The organism is Salmonella sp. 3C (assembly GCF_025426275.1).
In the GTDB taxonomy this organism is placed as follows: domain Bacteria; phylum Pseudomonadota; class Gammaproteobacteria; order Enterobacterales; family Enterobacteriaceae; genus Salmonella; species Salmonella enterica.
The window spans coordinates 1641056-1658768 of sequence record NZ_CP104858.1; the positions used below are offsets into that span (position 1 = coordinate 1641056).

The 17713-nt window shown below is 51.7% G+C and carries 8 protein-coding genes, 1 tRNA gene and 6 pseudogenes; 10 read left to right on the plus strand and 5 right to left on the minus strand.

The genetic code is table 11. The features are described from left to right. Position 1 precedes the first annotated feature (1 nt). Positions 2-691 (plus strand): tRNA (guanosine(18)-2'-O)-methyltransferase TrmH, encoded by a 690-nt coding sequence (trmH, locus tag N7E69_RS07810; RefSeq protein ID WP_001068433.1) that lies wholly within the window; start codon positions 2-4, stop codon positions 689-691. Positions 692-696: 5 nt separating this feature from the next. Then, entirely contained in the window at positions 697-2778 is a 2082-nt protein-coding gene (gene recG, locus N7E69_RS07815; protein ID WP_000016748.1) for an ATP-dependent DNA helicase RecG, read from the plus strand. Positions 2779-2813: 35 nt separating this feature from the next. Here the strand turns inward: recG and gltS are convergent. Beyond that, a pseudogene (gene gltS / locus N7E69_RS07820) lies at positions 2814-4020 on the minus strand (sodium/glutamate symporter). Between the two features lie 227 nt (positions 4021-4247). Between gltS and xanP the strand changes: the two are divergent. Together xanP and N7E69_RS07830 are read left to right on the plus strand one after the other, a co-directional pair. Further along, on the plus strand, positions 4248-5639 hold the full coding sequence (gene xanP, locus N7E69_RS07825; protein WP_000115428.1) for a xanthine/proton symporter XanP: 1392 nt from the start codon (positions 4248-4250) through the stop codon (positions 5637-5639). A gap of 120 nt (positions 5640-5759) precedes the next feature. Next, a complete protein-coding gene (locus N7E69_RS07830) occupies positions 5760-7469 on the plus strand; it encodes an AsmA family protein (protein WP_000766659.1) in 1710 nt (569 codons plus the stop codon). 102 nt (positions 7470-7571) lie between these two features. On the opposite strand, the gene yicI is transcribed toward N7E69_RS07830, so the two are convergent. Both yicI and N7E69_RS07840 read right to left on the minus strand, forming a co-directional pair. Next, positions 7572-9890 carry an alpha-xylosidase gene (gene yicI, locus N7E69_RS07835; protein WP_000702990.1) on the minus strand — a complete coding sequence of 773 codons (2319 nt, stop codon included), beginning with the start codon at positions 9888-9890 and terminating at the stop codon, positions 7572-7574. A gap of 11 nt (positions 9891-9901) precedes the next feature. Then, a pseudogene (locus tag N7E69_RS07840) lies at positions 9902-11283 on the minus strand (glycoside-pentoside-hexuronide family transporter). 287 nt (positions 11284-11570) lie between these two features. Here N7E69_RS07840 and N7E69_RS07845 point away from each other — a divergent pair. Next, a tRNA-Sec gene (locus tag N7E69_RS07845) sits at positions 11571-11665 on the plus strand. A gap of 316 nt (positions 11666-11981) precedes the next feature. Here N7E69_RS07845 and N7E69_RS07850 read toward each other — a convergent pair. Next, entirely contained in the window at positions 11982-12326 is a 345-nt protein-coding gene (locus N7E69_RS07850; protein ID WP_000120776.1) for a hypothetical protein, read from the minus strand. A 411-nt stretch (positions 12327-12737) separates the two neighbouring features. Between N7E69_RS07850 and N7E69_RS07855 the strand changes: the two are divergent. The 4 genes and pseudogenes from N7E69_RS07855 to rhuM form a co-directional block, all read left to right on the plus strand. After that, positions 12738-12899: pseudogene (locus N7E69_RS07855) on the plus strand (TA system toxin CbtA family protein); the annotation flags it as partial. Positions 12900-13003: 104 nt separating this feature from the next. Continuing rightward, positions 13004-14189, plus strand: a pseudogene (locus tag N7E69_RS07860) (AAA family ATPase). A 29-nt stretch (positions 14190-14218) separates the two neighbouring features. After that, positions 14219-14635 (plus strand): annotated as a pseudogene (locus N7E69_RS07865) (DUF4942 domain-containing protein); the annotation flags it as partial. A gap of 88 nt (positions 14636-14723) precedes the next feature. Further along, a complete protein-coding gene (gene rhuM, locus N7E69_RS07870; RefSeq protein ID WP_000774140.1) occupies positions 14724-15761 on the plus strand; it encodes a virulence protein RhuM in 1038 nt (345 codons plus the stop codon). 153 nt (positions 15762-15914) lie between these two features. Here the strand turns inward: rhuM and N7E69_RS07875 are convergent. Then, a pseudogene (locus N7E69_RS07875) lies at positions 15915-16046 on the minus strand (transposase); the annotation flags it as partial. Between the two features lie 1013 nt (positions 16047-17059). Here N7E69_RS07875 and N7E69_RS07880 point away from each other — a divergent pair. Next, positions 17060-17677, plus strand: coding sequence for a helix-turn-helix transcriptional regulator (locus tag N7E69_RS07880; RefSeq protein WP_000984813.1), 618 nt, complete (start codon positions 17060-17062; stop codon positions 17675-17677). Positions 17678-17713: the final 36 nt, after the last annotated feature.

The window sequence follows — 17713 nt, forward strand, 5'->3', positions numbered from 1 at the left end:
TATGAATCCAAAACGTTATGCGCGTATATGCGAAATGCTCGCCAGGCGTCAGCCTGATCTCACGGTCTGCATGGAGCAAGTCCACAAACCTCATAACGTTTCTGCAATCATTCGTACCGCAGATGCCGTTGGCGTCCATGAAGTCCATGCTATCTGGCCAGGTAGCCGGATGCGCACCATGGCTTCCGCGGCGGCGGGCAGCAACAGTTGGGTACAGGTGAAAACTCACCGTACCATTGGCGATGCGGTAGCCCATTTGAAAGGACGGGGAATGCAGATTCTGGCAACCCATCTTTCTGATAAAGCCGTAGACTTTCGCGAGATTGATTACACGCGCCCGACCTGTATTCTGATGGGTCAGGAGAAAACCGGTATTACTCAGGAAGCATTAGCCCTGGCGGATCGGGACATCATCATTCCGATGATCGGCATGGTACAGTCGCTGAACGTTTCCGTCGCCTCCGCGCTCATTCTTTATGAAGCCCAGCGCCAGCGTCAGAACGCGGGCATGTATCTGCGTGAAAATAGCATGTTGCCGGAAGATGAACAGCAGCGCCTGCTGTTTGAGGGTGGTTATCCGGTGCTGGCGAAAGTCGCTAAACGTAAAGGTCTGCCTTATCCTCGCGTCAATCAGCAGGGCGAAATAGACGCCGATGCTGACTGGTGGGCGACGATGCAGGCGGCAGGGTAATCACCATGTCAGGCCGCTTGTTAGACGCTGTTCCGCTCAATTCCCTGACAGGCGTCGGCGCAGCGCAAAGCAGTAAACTGGCGAAAATTGGCCTGCACACCGTGCAGGACCTCCTGCTCCACCTCCCTCTGCGTTACGAAGACCGCACCCATCTCTACCCCATTGGCGAACTGCTGCCTGGCATCTACGCCACCGTTGAAGGCGAAGTGCTGAACTGCAATATCACTTTCGGCGGTCGTCGGATGATGACCTGCCAGATTAGCGACGGTTCCGGCATTCTTACCATGCGCTTTTTCAATTTTAACGCAGCGATGAAAAACAGCCTGGCGACGGGACGACGTGTGCTGGCCTACGGGGAAGCGAAGCGCGGCAAGTATGGCGCAGAGATGATCCATCCGGAATATCGCCTGCAGGGCGATCTCAGCACGCCGGAACTTCAGGAAACGCTCACCCCCGTCTATCCGACCACCGAGGGCGTGAAGCAAGCGACACTGCGCAAGCTTACCGATCAGGCGCTGGAGTTGCTCGACACCTGCGCCATTGCCGAACTACTGCCGCCGGAACTGGCGCAGGGTATGATGAGCCTGCCGGAGGCGCTACGTACCTTGCATCGCCCGCCGCCGACGCTCCAACTCGCCGATTTAGAAACCGGCAAACACCCGGCGCAGCGGCGGCTTATTCTTGAAGAGCTACTGGCGCATAATCTCAGTATGCTAGCACTTCGCGCAGGCGCGCAGCGCTATCACGCGCAGCCGCTAAGTACCAACAACATATTGAAAGACAAGCTGCTGGCGTCGTTGCCGTTTAAACCCACCAGCGCACAGGCGCGGGTGGTAGCAGAGATCGAACGTGATATGGCGCTGGATGTGCCGATGATGCGTCTGGTTCAGGGCGACGTCGGCTCAGGGAAAACGCTGGTTGCGGCGCTTGCCGCCTTGCGCGCTATTGCCCACGGTAAGCAGGTGGCGTTGATGGCGCCGACCGAACTGCTGGCTGAACAGCACGCAAATAATTTCCGCAACTGGTTCGAACCGTTGGGCGTTGAAGTGGGTTGGCTGGCCGGTAAGCAAAAAGGTAAAGCGCGTCAGGCGCAGCAAGAGGCTATTGCCAGCGGTCAGGTGCAGATGATTGTCGGCACCCACGCTATCTTCCAGGAACAGGTGCAGTTTAACGGGCTGGCGCTGGTTATTATCGATGAGCAGCACCGCTTTGGCGTCCACCAGCGGCTGGCATTGTGGGAAAAAGGCCAGCAGCAGGGCTTTCATCCGCATCAGTTGATTATGACCGCAACGCCCATTCCGCGCACCCTGGCGATGACTGCCTACGCCGATCTCGATACCTCGGTGATTGACGAGCTACCGCCGGGCCGTACCCCTGTCACTACCGTTGCGATTCCGGATACCCGTCGCCATGAAATCATTGATCGTGTGCGCAACGCCTGCACAACCGAAGGCCGTCAGGCCTACTGGGTCTGTACGCTGATTGAAGAGTCAGACCTGCTGGAAGCGCAGGCAGCGGAAGCCACCTGGGAGGAGCTCAAGCTGGCGTTACCGGAGTTGAATATCGGCCTGGTACACGGCCGCATGAAGCCCGCCGAAAAACAGGCGGTGATGCAGGCCTTTAAGCAGGGCGAACTGCATCTGCTGGTCGCCACTACGGTGATTGAGGTGGGGGTCGATGTTCCTAACGCCAGCCTGATGATTATTGAAAACCCGGAGCGACTGGGCCTGGCGCAGTTACACCAGCTCAGAGGGCGCGTTGGCCGTGGCGCGGTCGCATCGCACTGCGTGCTGCTCTATAAATCGCCGCTGTCGAAAACGGCGCAGAAGCGTTTACAGGTATTGCGCGACAGCAACGACGGCTTTGTGATTGCACAAAAAGATTTAGAGATTCGCGGCCCGGGGGAATTACTGGGCACGCGCCAGACGGGTAACGCCGAATTTAAAGTAGCTGATTTGCTGCGTGATCAAGCCATGATTCCCGAAGTTCAGCGTATTGCCCGTCATATTCACGAACGTTATCCGCAGCAGGCACAAGCGCTGATTGAGCGCTGGATGCCGGAAACCGAACGTTATTCCAACGCCTAGTGAGCACGGCGGCTTTAATGCCGCCGTACAAACCCTTATTGCGCGAAAATCGGTAACATCAGGTACAGCTTAATCACCAGCGCATTGACGATATCGATAAAGAACGCGCCGACCATCGGCACCACCAGGAACGCCATATGCGAGGGGCCAAAACGGTCGGTAATCGCCTGCATATTAGCAATGGCGGTCGGCGTTGCGCCAAGGCCAAAACCGCAGTGACCCGCCGCCAGCACCGCCGCATCGTAGTTTTTCCCCATCATGCGCCAGGTGACGAAGATCGCGTACAGCGCCATGAAGATGGTCTGTACCACCAGAATCGCCAGCATCGGCAGCGCCAGTGACGCCAGTTCCCACAGCTTCAGGCTCATCAGCGCCATTGCCAGGAACAGTGACAAACTCACGTTCCCCAGTACCGAAACAGCACGCTCAAATACGCGATAAAAACCCACCAGCGCCAGGCCATTGCTGAGGATCACCCCAACAAATAGCACACAAACGAAGACCGGCAGTTCAAGCACCGTTCCCGCCAGTAGCTGCGCTACGATTTTGCCCACGGTCAAACAGATAGCAATCAGGGCGATGGTTTCGATTAGCACCAGAGAGGTGATCATACGGCCCACATCCGGCTTTTCAAAGGCTGTCGGCACGGCCTGATCGTCAGGCATTCCATCCGGCGTGGTGGAGTGTTTCACCAGATAACGCGCTACCGGGCCGCCAATCAACCCGCCCAGCACAAGGCCAAAGGTTGCACATGCCATCGCAACTTCGGTGGCATTGGCAAAACCATAACGTTCGACAAACAGTTTACTCCACGCCGCGCCGGTACCGTGTCCGCCGGACAGCGTAATTGACCCGGCAATCAGCCCCATTAACGGGTCCAGCCCCAGCAAACTAGCCATGCCGATACCGATGGCATTCTGCATCAGCAGTAATCCGACCACGACGACCAGGAAGACGCCAACAACGCGTCCCCCCTTGCGCAGGCTGGCAAGGTTAGCGTTAAGGCCGATCGTCGCGAAAAACGCCAGCATCAACGGATCGCGCAGGGTCATATCAAAGTTGACCTCCCAACCGACGCTTTTTTTCAGCACAAGCAGAGCAACCGCGACCAGTAACCCCCCCCGCCACCGGTTCCGGAATCGTATATTTCTTCAGTAAGGAGACAGACTGGACCAGCTTGCGACCCAGTAGCAGCACCAGCGTGGCGGCGACAAGGGTCGATAAGGTATCGAGTTCAAACATTTAAAGCTCCTGTAGTGCGCTGTGACATGTGCGCACAAATCATTTCCTGAGTCAGTTTTTTAGCTCTTTGCGAGTCTTCGGCATGGATTTTAAGCAGAAAAAGGCAAAAAGTTATATAAAAAGGTGCATTTATCTTTTTTAAATATTAAGAATATTCGCTCGCAATCGTTTGCTTTTACCACCTGGTCAGATAAAATCACCGCTTTTCCACCACGAGAATGTCCCTGATGTCCGTTAACGCCATCGAGCCGGCAGATGCGCAACCGGTTGCGCAGACGCAAAACAGCGAATTAATTTACCGTCTTGAAGATCGCCCGCCGCTCCCTCAAACCCTTTTTGCCGCTTGTCAGCATCTGCTGGCCATGTTTGTCGCGGTAATCACGCCAGCGCTGTTAATCTGCCAGGCGTTGGGTTTACCGGCGCAGGATACGCAGCACATTATCAGCATGTCGCTGTTCGCCTCCGGCGTAGCCTCTATTATTCAAATCAAAGCGTGGGGGCCGGTAGGATCGGGGCTGTTATCCATCCAGGGAACCAGTTTTAACTTTGTCGCCCCGCTGATTATGGGCGGTACCGCGCTGAAAACCGGCGGCGCGGACGTCCCGACGATGATGGCGGCGCTGTTCGGCACGCTGATGCTGGCAAGCTGCACCGAGATGGTGCTTTCTCGCATTCTACATCTGGCGCGCCGGATTATCACGCCGTTAGTCTCCGGCGTCGTGGTGATGATTATTGGCCTGTCGCTGATTCAGGTGGGGCTAACTTCCATCGGCGGCGGCTATGCCGCCATGAGCGACAACACCTTTGGCGCACCGAAAAACCTGTTACTGGCCGGCGTCGTCCTGGCCATTATCATCCTGCTGAATCGGCAACGTAATCCCTACCTGCGCGTGGCTTCTTTGGTTATTGCCATGGCGGCAGGCTATCTTTTGGCCTGGTTTATGGGCATGTTGCCTGAGAATAACGCGCCGGTCTCGCAGGACATCCTGATGGTGCCGACCCCGCTGTATTATGGTCTGGGCATTGACTGGAACCTGTTACTGCCGTTGATGCTGGTCTTTATGATTACGTCGCTGGAGACCATCGGAGACATCACCGCCACCTCTGATGTCTCCGAGCAGCCGGTATCCGGCCCCTTGTACATGAAACGGCTAAAGGGCGGCGTACTGGCTAACGGCCTGAACTCATTTGTTTCAGCGGTATTTAATACGTTCCCGAATTCCTGTTTCGGTCAGAACAACGGCGTAATTCAGTTGACTGGCGTCGCCAGTCGCTATGTGGGATTTGTTGTCGCGCTGATGCTGATTGTACTCGGCCTGTTCCCGGCGGTAAGCGGTTTTGTGCAGCATATCCCGGAACCGGTGCTCGGCGGCGCCACGTTGGTGATGTTCGGCACCATTGCCGCCTCCGGGGTGCGTATTGTCTCGCGTGAGCCGCTGAACCGCCGCGCGATTCTGATTATCGCCCTGTCGCTGGCCGTGGGTCTTGGCGTCTCGCAACAGCCGCAGATCCTGCAGTTCGCGCCGGAATGGGTGAAAAATCTGCTCTCATCCGGAATTGCCGCTGGCGGCATCACGGCTATCGTGCTGAACCTGATTCTCCCGCCGGAAAAACCGTAAAAACCCTGCGGCGGCGACACGATTCGCCGCTGCTGTAACGCTCTTTCACCATTCCTGTCTTGAGGATTGCACGCAAATCGTGCATAAATCCCCTATGTGCATTTCACGGGATGGAAGACCATGAAATTGATTGGGAGGTTGCTTCTCTACGTGCTGATCGCCTGTTTAGTGGTGATTTTCGGCTTTTATTTTCTGCTGCAAACGCGCTGGGGCGCAGATCATGTCAGCAACTGGGTATCAGAGAACAGCGGTTATCACCTCACATTCGACGTGATGGATCATCGTTTTTCCGCCCCATCCCATCTTTTACTGGAGAATGTGACCTTTGGTCGTGATGGTCAGCCTGCTACCCTGGTCGCGAAAACCGTAGATATCGGTCTGAGCATTCGCCAGTTAACCGCGCCGCTGCATGTCGACACGATTCTGTTACAGGACGGCACGCTGAATATTTCAGTGCAAACTGCCCCTTTCCCGTTTGAGGCCGACCGCCTGCAACTTCGCAATATGGCGCTCAATAGTCCCGGTAGCGAATGGCGGTTGAGCGCCCAGCGCGTTAACGGCGGCGTTATGCCATGGCACCCCGAAGCCGGTCGGGTATTGGGCAATAAAGCCCAGATCCAACTGAGCGCCGGTTCGCTGACGTTAAACGACGTTCCCGCCACTAATGTGCTTATTGAAGGCAGTATCGACCATGATCAGGTGATGTTAAACACCGTCGGCGCCGATATGGCGCGCGGAGCGTTAACCGGCGTCGCCCGGCGTAACGCTGACGGTAGTTGGGTCGTTGAAAATCTGCGGCTGAATGATATTCGGTTACAAAGCGATAAATCCCTGAGCGAGTTTTTCGCGCCGCTTACTACGGTTCCATCTTTGCAGATTGGTCGTCTTGAAGTGACGGACTCCAGCCTGCAAGGACCAGACTGGGCTGTCACCGATCTTGACCTGAGTTTGCGCAATCTGACTCTGCGCAAAGAAGACTGGCAAAGTCAGGAAGGTAAATTATCGATGAACGCCAGCGAGTTTATTTACGGCTCGCTGCACTTGCTCGATCCAATCCTGAACGCCGAATTTTCACCACAGGGCGTTGCGCTACGCCAGTTCACCACCCGCTGGGAAGGCGGTATGGTCAGAACCTCCGGCGCCTGGTTACGCGAAGGCAAAGCGCTTATTCTGGACGATACCGCTATCGCCGGGCTGGAGTATACGCTGCCGGAAAACTGGAAGCAGTTATGGATGAAGCCGCTGCCCGACTGGTTGAACAGCCTGACGCTGAAAAAATTCAGCGCCAGCCGCAATCTGGTGATCGATATCGACCCGGCCTTCCCGTGGCAAATCACCGCCCTAGACGGCTACGGCGCAAACCTGGAGCTGGTACAACATCATCAATGGGGCGTCTGGAGCGGCAATGCGACTCTCAACGCCGCAGCGGCAACCTTTAACCGTGTGGACGTGCGCCGCCCGTCGCTGTCGTTGACGGCTAATGCCAGCACGGTCAACATCAGCGATCTGAGCGCGTTTACTGGAAAAGGGATGCTGGAAGCCACTGCCAGCGTATCGCAACTGCCGCAGCGTCAGACGCAAATCAGCCTGAACGGACGCGGCGTACCAATGGATGTGCTACAGCAGTGGGGCTGGCCGGCATTACCGATTGCTGGCGATGGCAATATTCAGCTCACGGCCAGCGGCAATATTCAGGCCGATGCGCCGTTGAAACCGACGGTAAACGGGCAATTACACGCGGTCAACGCACAAAAGCAGCAGATAACACAGACGATGCAAGCGGGCGTGGTGTCCGGCGGTGAAGTTACGTCAACGGAGCCAGCGCTGTAATTGAGGGCTTGCCCGGTGGCGATGGCGCTTACCGGGCTTACGGTTCTTGCTCATTTGTAGGCCGGATAAGCGCAGCTCACGGCGCCATCCGGCGATTCAGATTTAAAGCGTAATCACCACTTCATTTCCCAGCGGGGTAACCACTACGCCCAGTTCACTTCCCGCATATGAGCCGCATTTGGTACCGCTAATCTGCGTAATATTACGCAGACACAGCGTCCAGTTGCGCGCCTCGCCTTCGCCGCTCACCGTAATGGTATTGCCTGTGCGTTTCGCCTGCAGCGTAAAGATTGTCGAACCATCCGTAGCAGGGACTTCGCAGACCGCTTCGCAGCCGTCATCCAGATGGAATAACTGGAAGGCCGTACCCTCATGCCAGGCGTAATCGGGCTTCTGGCTATTGTTGCCCAGCGCCAGTAGTGTATTGTCACGCACATACACTGGCAGGCTCAGGAAGTCATGCTGCTGTTTATGCCAGCGACTGCCCTGCACTTCATCGTTGCGCCACAGGTGCGTCCAGCGGCCTTCTGGCAGGTAGAACTCCACGTCGCCCGCTTCACTAAATACCGGCGCTACCATGACCGCATCTCCCAGCATGTACTGGCGATCAAGATAATCACACGCCGGATCGTCCGGGAACTCCAGCATCATCGCCCGCATCATTGGCGTACCGGCTTCGTTGGCACGCGCCGCTTCCCGATACAGATACGGCATCATCCGGCACTTCTGTTCAGTGAAGAAGCGCACCACGTCACAGGACTCGTCGTCATAGGCCCACGGAACCCGGTAGGATTTGCTACCGTGCAGGCGGCTGTGGCTGGAGAGCAAGCCGAATGCGCACCACCGCTTGTAGACATGCGCCGGCGCGGTATTCTCGAATCCGCCAATATCATGACTCCAGAAGCCAAACCCTGACAGGCCGATGGACAGCCCGCCGCGCAGGCTTTCCGCCATCGATTCGTAGTTGGCGTAGCAGTCGCCGCCCCAGTGCACCGGGAACTGTTGCGCGCCCACCGAGGCGGAACGGGCGAACAGCACCGCCTCTTCAACGCCGACGGTCTCTTTCAGCACGTTCCACACCAATTCGTTGTAGATGTAGGCATAATGGTTGTGCATTTTCTGTGGATCTGAACCATCAAACCACTGCACATCCGTTGGAATGCGTTCGCCGAAGTCAGTTTTGAAGCAGTCCACTCCCATCTCCACCAGGCCCTTCAGCTTGTCGGCATACCATTCGCAGGCTTGCGGGTTGGTGAAGTCGTAAATCGCCAGTCCCGGCTGCCATTTATCCCACTGCCACAAGGAGCCGTCCGGGCGTTTTAGCAAATATCCTTTCTCTTTCAACTCCTGGAAGACCGGGGATTTCTGGCCGATGTAGGGGTTAATCCACACGCAGACTTTCAGCCCTTTCGCTTTCAGGCGGCGAATCATCCCTTTCGGATCGGGGAAAGTCACCGGGTCCCATTCAAAATCGCACCACTGAAAAGCTTTCATCCAGAAACAGTCGAAGTGGAAGACGTGCAGCGGCAGATTGCGCTCGGCCATACCGTCGATAAAACTGTTAACGGTCGCTTCGTCGTAGTTGGTGGTGAATGAGGTGGTCAGCCACAGGCCAAACGACCAGGCGGGCGGCAGCGCCGGACGACCCGTAAATTGGGTATAGCGGTTCAGCACGTCTTTCGGGGTCGGGCCGTCGATGACGAAGTATTCCAGATACTCGCTCTCGACGCTGAACTGAACTTTGGAGACTTTCTCGGAGCCAATTTCAAACGACACGCACTGCGGATGATTCACCAGCACACCGTAGCCACGGTTGGTGATATAGAACGGGATATTCTTGTACGATTGCTCGGTGCTGGTGCCGCCGTCGCGGTTCCAGGTCTCCACCGTCTGACCGTTACGCACCAGCGCGGTAAAGCGCTCGCCCAGCCCGTAGACGGTTTCGCCCACGCCGAGATCCAGACGCTCGAACATGTAGTTGCGCCCGCTGTTGGTATCCTGCACATAGCCGTTATTCTTCAACTGGCTACCGGTGATACGTACACCGTTGCGCAGAAAATCCAGAGACCAGATCTCGCCTTTGGTGACGCGCACGCTCAGGCTGCCGCTCTTGAGTTCGGCAAATTCGGCGTTGTTCTGCATCTCCACGTTGATATCTTGCAAGACATTGAGCGGATAATGTGGGCCGTTATCCAAAGCGCCCTGGAAGTGTTCCATCCGTACACCTATCACTCCTTCCTGCGGCGAGAAAAAGCGCAGGGTAAACAACGGGGTATCCAGTTGCCAGGTTCGTTCGCGGACATCACGCGGCGCGGCATAGATCACCATCTCATTCCCGTGCTGTTCAACGTCGAACACCTGAACCGGGTGAATCAAATTAAGGCCAGGCTGGATCAGCCAGTTTCCGTCGCTAATTTTCATAGTCTGTTCCTTTAGTTTTGCAATTCTTTATGGGTAAATTCTTGTTCGTTGCGGTGTGCGCCCTGCGCCAGTTGTTCCAGAATGGTTTTCAGGAACGGGCTTTTCAGGGTGTAATAGCGTTTAGCGATCGCGGCGCTCAGCAGATAACAGATGGCCGGAACGATAGTGAACAGAGCGATGATGATGCTGATCGTGGCGCTGTTTTGCGTTTTCGCCGCCGCGTCGTAACCGCCGCCTGCCAGCATCCAGCCAATCAGCGCCCCGCCGAGGGCAAGACCCAGTTTCAGCACGAACAACGTGCCGGCAAAACTGATCCCCGTCAGGCGTTTGCTGTTACACCATTCGCCGTAGTCGACGGTGTCAGACATCATCACCCACTGGATAGGCGTGACTAACTGGTGCAATACGCCAATCACGAAGATAAAGACGAACATAGCGATCGTGGCGTGCATCGGTACGAAGAACATCGCCACGCTGATTACTGCGAGTAAAGCGTTGGTCCACCAGAAAACGCTCACTTTGCATTTCCAGTCGGTCAACGGTTTTGCCAGCGCCGAGCCAATCAGGTTGCCGACGCAATAGGTGGTGAGGAAGGCGACAAACACGCCCGGTTTGCCCAATATCCAGGTGACGTAATACATCATCGCCCCGCCGCGCACGCATACCGCCAGAATATTCAGGATGGTGAGCAGGCCGACTATGCGCCACTGGTCGTTGTGCCAGATATCACGCAGGTCTTCACGCATGGAGGTATGGGTGGCAGGCGCTTCAACGCGCTCTTTGGTGGTAAAGAAACAGAACGCCAGCATCAGGAACGCCACCACCGAGAGCGCCGCGATACCCCCCTGGAAGCCCAGCGCCTTATTCTCGCCGCCAATCAGTTTCACCAGAGGCATCATCAGTACGGTAGAGAGCATTCCGCCCGCCGTTGCCAGCACAAAGCGCCAGGATTGCAGGGAGATACGCTGCGTTGGGTCATTGGTTATTACACCCCCAACGCGCAGTAAGGGATGTTGACCACAGTGTACAGAAGGGTGAGCAACGTGTAGGTGATGGCGGCATAAATCATTTTGCCGTTCAGACTGAGATCCGGCGTGCTATAAGCCAGCACACAAACGATACCAAACGGCAACGCGCCAAACAGCACCCAGGGTCGGAATTTGCCCCAGCGAGAGCGGGTGCGGTCGGCCAGCAGGCCCATGCAAGGGTCGGAGATGGCATCAAGCGCACGCGCCAGTAAAAACATGGTGCCGACAAAACCAGCGGGAATACCGAAAATATCGGTATAGAAGAACATCATATATAACATGACGTTATCAAAGATGATGTGGCTCGCGGCATCGCCCATACCATAGCCAACCTTCTCCTTAACGGAGAGAATCTCACTTTTCATTACGCATCCTTAACGCTCACAACGCTCACTGATACCGGTTACAGTTTTTGTAAACCTTCCCTGCGAGCGTGAATATTCCGTTATTTAGTTATCAAATTACGATTCTTGTTTTCTGTGATCAGGGTAGCGTCAAAAAGTGTGATGAAATGTAACTAATGGATTTTATGGGGGTTTATATGAAACCGGTCATGGCAGAAGGAAAGGGAAGTTAAAAAAGCACGGGAGGGGATGTGGAAACGCCAGGAAGTAGCTATAATGCGCGCGCCTCCATGTAGCAATCGAGGCGCGGAAGATCGTCGTCTCCGGTGAGGCGGCTGGACTTCAAATCCAGTTGGGGCCGCCAGCGGTCCCGGGCAGGTTCGACTCCTGTGATCTTCCGCCAACATCCTTCTCTCATGCCCACCATTCGTCCTCTATTTCGGGACAAAGTATTTGCTTATTATTAAGACCAGTTCTTGCATATAATACGAAAGGAAAGGTGGAGAGAGAAAGTGGAATATTATTTTATTAATCACCATTTACCGATTTCTAAAACCGAACGTCCATTTATTGTGGGATATCGTCTGCAAAGAAGGGATAAAAGTACGCCAGGACTAACGCGGGCGGGACTTAACTAATCACCAAACGAATTTGTGGGTTATACTTACAGGCTCATCCTTTCTCAAAAGAGATACGCTTACCAGGCCAAAATTATGAGATCAACGTATAGAGCCATCCGGATAAAGATACATGCCTCCCTCCAGATACACGGGTTCTCCTTCTTCTACCGCTAAATTATGATACAGCGATTGCATTTCATCATCTGCACTTTCTTCCGGTTGGTTTTCAACTCGATAATAGGTATCTACATCATAGTTCTGTTTACGGAGATCGTCGTCGCTGTATACGCCAAGCCGTTTTTTTAAGCCTGTTATATTAAATATCCATTTTAACCCATCTTTAATATAATAGGCATCACCATAAGCATTTTCATCGGGGCATTCTTTATAGCCCATCCGCAATGCAACATCACAGCCATGCTTACCAACATATTTATAACTCATATCCCCCCCAATATGTTGCTTCAATATCCCGGATAAAATTCATAACGAAAACCTATCCTGATAACCTATGCCACATGAAGGATAGAATTTAAACTAAAGTACGCGTTATATTATCCCCTAAGTCCGTATCAAGTATGCGTATTCTGTAGTAGTTAGTAATATGTTCTAATTTATTAATGTGAGTTATATATGAAGAGATTATTTACAGCGATGATTATCGCTTTTATTACCGTCACGGCATCATCCAGTGCGCTTGCCTGCCCAAAGGGTCAACATCCACATGGGGATACAGGCTCACATCATAAGGGTGGATGGTGTTCATACGAGCAGTAACGTCGCAGCTTACTCATCTACTTGAAGGCACTATAGCCTTACGTTTATCAACGCAGGCGCTACGTTTGTCGATGCCGTAACTTTCTGAAGAAAAAACATGAACGAGTTGGTATCGATCGCAAAGAATATGGTTACCAGCAACAGTCACCTTGTCTCCAGGCTGTCGATATTCTACGGACACGACAGGAAAGGATTTTATTAATTTCTTATAAAAACCATGTTAATCAACAGGATAAATAGTTAAAACGTGATAAAAGGCGTAACCTTTACCCGCTTAAAGCGGGCAAGATTGCAGGCAAGAGATGTTATTATACTAAAACATAAAAACAGGTGAGGCTAGTGTAATGAGAATCGACAAACTTTCACTGCTTCACTTTCGTTGTTTCAGGCAGCTCGATATTACTTTTGATGAACACATTACGATTCTGGTTGCACCAAACGGCGCGGGCAAGACGACAGTACTGGATGCGGTACGCCTGGCGCTGTTCCCCTTTATTCGTGGCTTGCCGGCCTCTATGTAAAAGATAAATCGCTGGTGATCCGTACAGAAGATGTACGTCTGGTTTTCCGCCCTGAAGCGCTGAACATGGAAATGTCATCTCCGGTCATGATTACAGCTACCGGAGAATGGGAAAGCGGAAAGACGGCAACCTGGATGCTCGACAAGCGAGGAGAACAGCCGCCGCATGAAGATAAGACGGCGGCGCAGCTTACCCGTTGGGGTGAACAACTTCAGACGCTGGTGCGTGAAGAGCATAATTTGCTGCAGGTTGAACTTCTCCTAATGCTTTATCTGGGGACTGCTCGCTTGTGGTATCAGGAACGTTATGAGGCACAGCCTACTGAACAGCGTCTGGATAACAGCGCCTTTTCACGTTTGTCTGGTTATGACGATTGCCTCTCGGCCACATCAAACTATAAACAGTTTGAGCAGTGGTATAGCTGGCTATGGCATAGCTACCGTGAACATCAAATCACACAACTTGAATCACCTTCAACAAAGTTAAAAGAAGATGTTCGTATTCGCGGATGAAAGAAGCTATTCAGGCTATCCAGCAAGCCATTAACTGTCTGACAAAAGACGTAACTGGCTGGCGCGATCTGGAATACAGCTCCAGCCATAACCAGCAACTGGTAATGAATCATCCGCAGCACGGCAAGATCCCCTTAGCCCAGCTCAGCGACGGCCTGCGTAATGCGGTTGCGATGGTAGCGGATATCGCGTTTCGCTGTGTCAAACTCAACCCCCATTTACGCGATGAAGCCGCCTTAAAAACACAGGGGATTGTGCTGATCGATGAAGTCGATATGTTCCTGCACCCAGCCTGGCAGCAGCAAATTATCCAGTCTTTGCGCAGCGCATTTCCACTAATCCAGTTTATTGTCACTACCCATAGCCCGCAGGTTATCAGCACGGTAAAACGTGAGTCTGTTCGCCTACTTGAACAGGACGAGAAAGGTAATGGTCTGGCGTCAATACCACCGGGGCGACCTACGGCGAGCCAAGTAATGATGTACTGCACAGCGTGATGGGCGTCGATCCCCAACCTCCGGTTAAGGAACAGGATGTTTTCGAACGTGGGATTATCAATGTATTTAAGGGGTTAAGCCAGGAGTACAAAACCAATAATCCTTGTTATTTCGGCAAGAAGATTATCGTCAACAATCTGGTGAAGCATGACCGATGGGGCTACAGCCTGAACTGGGGCTGGCGACGCGACCAGCTCGCCGATCTGGAACGAATGCTCTACCTGCTGGATAGTAAAACCATTCCTGACAACCGGCATGATGTCTCTATCCGGTTTATGGACTTCGTGCGCGATAATCCGCGTGAGCAGGTCTTTGAAGACGATATGTTCACCATCCGCTACTTTTAGAAGGGCAGCGGACATATCACATTTAAGCGTCTGGATCTGGTGGAGAATATGAATGATATCGTGGCGAAGCATTATCCGGGGGCGCTGCCCGCAAAATAAACGCTATCTGCGTAATAAGCTTCACCAGGAATTTCTGGCATACTAGGCAGATTACGGCATTGCGAGTCAGATAATAAGCGGAGGCGGCATGGCAGACAAATACTTAACCCAATCCCCGGCAGGCGAATTTGTTATGTTTGCCAGCGATGACGGTGAAGTTCGTGTGGAGTGCCGCTTTGAGCAAGAGACGCTATGGCTCCCTCAGGCAACCATCGCCAACCTTTATCAGATCACTCCCCAGGCAGTTACACAGCACATTAAAGCGATCTATGAAGAAGGCGAACTTGAGCAAAACGCAACCTGTAAGTCTTACTTACAAGTTCAACAGGAAGGTAGCCGTCAGGTAAGCCGCAACAGGCTTCACTACAGCCTGCCTGTCATCCTTGCTGTCGGCTACCGCGTTCGTTCCCCGCGCGGCACACAGTTCCGCCAGTGGGCAACCCAGACGCTCCAGAAATACCTGATCAAAGGTTTTGTGATGGACGATGAGCGCCTGAAAAATCCGCCCGTGGGTTCATCGGCTGTACCCGACTATTTTGATGAGATGCTGGAGCGTATCCGCGATATTCGCGCCAGCGAACGTCGGGTTTATTTGCGGGTACGAGAGATCTTTGCGTTAGCCGCCGACTATCAACCATCGCTCAAAGAAACCACGCAATTTTTTCAAACCATCCAGAACAAGTTGCATTTTGCCTGTACCGGACATACCGCTGCTGAACTCATTCATCAGCGTGCTGACGCCAGCCAGCCGCATATGGGGCTGACCAGCTATAAAGGTGAAGAGGTACGTAAGGGTGACGTGACGGTGGCAAAAAATTATCTCACTCAGGATGAAGTCAGCGAGCTTAACCGCGTAGTTAACATGTGGCTGGATTTTGCCGAGGATCAGGCCCGTCGTCGTCAGCAGATCTTTTTACGCGACTGGCAGGATAAGCTGGATCAGTTCCTGCAATTTAACGACCGTGAGGTTTTACAAGGCGCAGGTAAAGTCACTAAGAAAATGGCCGATGAAAAAGCGCAGGCGGAATATAGTCAGTTTGCTGAACAACAACGGCGCTTAAAAGAAGCCGAAGGTGAGAAGGATATCGCCGGTTTGCTACAATGGAAAACAGAACCTAAAAAGTAGCTCAGAATGCCCCGAACCCCACAAGCAAAATCATTTGGGGGCACAATAGTGGGCACCAGTAAAAATCCAACAAGATAAAAATCAATAAATTCAACAGACCAAGATATCAAATTAGACTCCTGTGATTGCATGATACCGTCGTGAATATGGCGGTTTTATCCAGGCGTAAAGACTGTGGGTAGTAATATCAAGACGTGTTGCGACGCTGGAAACAGAATGGCCGCGCTCAATAACCTGTTTTACCGCTTTAATTATAAACTCTTCGGGATAACGTTTACCGCTCATGGGCTCCTCTCTTTAAGCTATCTTAAATGACTCTGCGGTGTCTGTTAAACCTGTGGCGATTCATTTAATTTTTTGTACGTATCCCACATAATCGTGCTATTCACATTTAGAGATCACGTCATCGATCTGCTAACGAAGGAATCTCTATGTGTAAATCCCGTCTCACTGAGCATCAGAACATCGCCGTAATTAAGTTGGCCGAAGCCGGATGAATGGTTAAAGATATCTGCCAGGAGGCGGATATTTGTGAAGTGACTGACTATATCTATGGACATTGGGTTTCACCACATCCTGTTTCTCACTAATGTGCTCCGGGAAAGAGTTTTCATCAGATGAGCGATTGAAAAGAGAAGCCAGAAGCTGAAGTTGCTTCGACCGATAAGTCTGTCGGTTGCTCAGACTGTCACGATCAGAATTAAGTCAGATCAACTTATTGGCAAGGTATGACTCCCGGCGTTAAGTTACAAAATTTTCTCATGGCATTAGCATTACACCCTCTTAAAGTTTACATGCGTCTCTATAAAATAGTCTTAAATTTGTATATAAGAAGTTGATGAGAGCACAAATGTCACCATTAAGTCATTGAATAACAATGCAATAAAAGAAAAAATCTTAAATTAGCTTTTAATAATAAGAATTCATTACAGGTTTACAGGAATTACTTTTATATTTCATCACATCACCCCGATAGTGACAAAGGCAGCAGACAGATGGTATTGAGAACCGTTATTTATCACTCTCATGATTTAGCAAATAGTGCTGTTTTAAGATTTTTTATGATATTGGAGATACTGTATAAAAATCTCAATGCGTGAAATACAAATCCGAAATGATGTATTACGACTGTCGGATCTGTCATGGTTTTTTAAAGCTGTATTTTAGTGCTTTCCAGGAGTTTATGACACTGACAATATTTCGCGACTTTTGACAGTCGTAGTACTTTATATTATCTGGATTGACACATTTATTTACCAATGAAATATTAATAGAAACATCGACAGGAGTCGTTCAGGATGATGAGAAAGCCGTCACAAATTGTCCATTGCATTAGTTGCGATTTATCCTGTCAATTATTTCCTGACAGCGCAGTACGGGTGCAATACTGTCATAATGCGGCATTTTCCATCTGGCCAGATGTTAATGCTTTCCTGAAAAAAGGGTTTATTGAAAAGTTATTGCTTGATAGACACAACCATTTATCCAGCGGTTTTATCTTTGTTGATTTTTCTTTCCCGAATCTTCGACGATTTACCGATTTGCAATGGGCTGACAGTCTGGCAGACAGTGGCATGCATATTGTCCTGATTTCTGACAGAAGTTTAACTCCGCTGGCCAATTACTGGATTTTGAAAAGCAATAAAATACAAGGAATTATTTATTCCGATGACGATGATATTGTGCAACAGCAAAAGATGCACCGCTTGTTTACCGGTCGGCTTGCCAACAGTAAACGTGGACGAACGCTTAACTATACGGAATTTATATTACTGAAGCGCTTTGTATCAGGAATAAGTATTCAGCAGATTGTAAATATTGACAATATTGATATTAAGAAACTTTATGTGCATAAGCTGCGGCTTGAAAATAAGCTAGGGCATAGCATTCATAAAATAATATCAAATATTTTATAGATCCGTTTCCATTTTTATTATTTCCATATTATTGCG

Bases quoted from the DNA above. Each gene is read 5' to 3' on its own strand.
- xanP (WP_000115428.1), top strand. From the start codon at position 4,248: ATGTCCGTTAACGCCATCGAGCCGGCAGATGCGCAACCGGTTGCGCAG.
- recG (WP_000016748.1), top strand. From the start codon at position 697: ATGTCAGGCCGCTTGTTAGACGCTGTTCCGCTCAATTCCCTGACAGGC.
- rhuM (WP_000774140.1), top strand. From the start codon at position 14,724: ATGGCAGACAAATACTTAACCCAATCCCCGGCAGGCGAATTTGTTATG.
- N7E69_RS07880 (WP_000984813.1), top strand. From the start codon at position 17,060: ATGATGAGAAAGCCGTCACAAATTGTCCATTGCATTAGTTGCGATTTA.
- N7E69_RS07830 (WP_000766659.1), top strand. From the start codon at position 5,760: ATGAAATTGATTGGGAGGTTGCTTCTCTACGTGCTGATCGCCTGTTTA.
- yicI (WP_000702990.1), bottom strand. From the start codon at position 9,890: ATGAAAATTAGCGACGGAAACTGGCTGATCCAGCCTGGCCTTAATTTG.
- trmH (WP_001068433.1), top strand. From the start codon at position 2: ATGAATCCAAAACGTTATGCGCGTATATGCGAAATGCTCGCCAGGCGT.
- N7E69_RS07850 (WP_000120776.1), bottom strand. From the start codon at position 12,326: ATGAGTTATAAATATGTTGGTAAGCATGGCTGTGATGTTGCATTGCGG.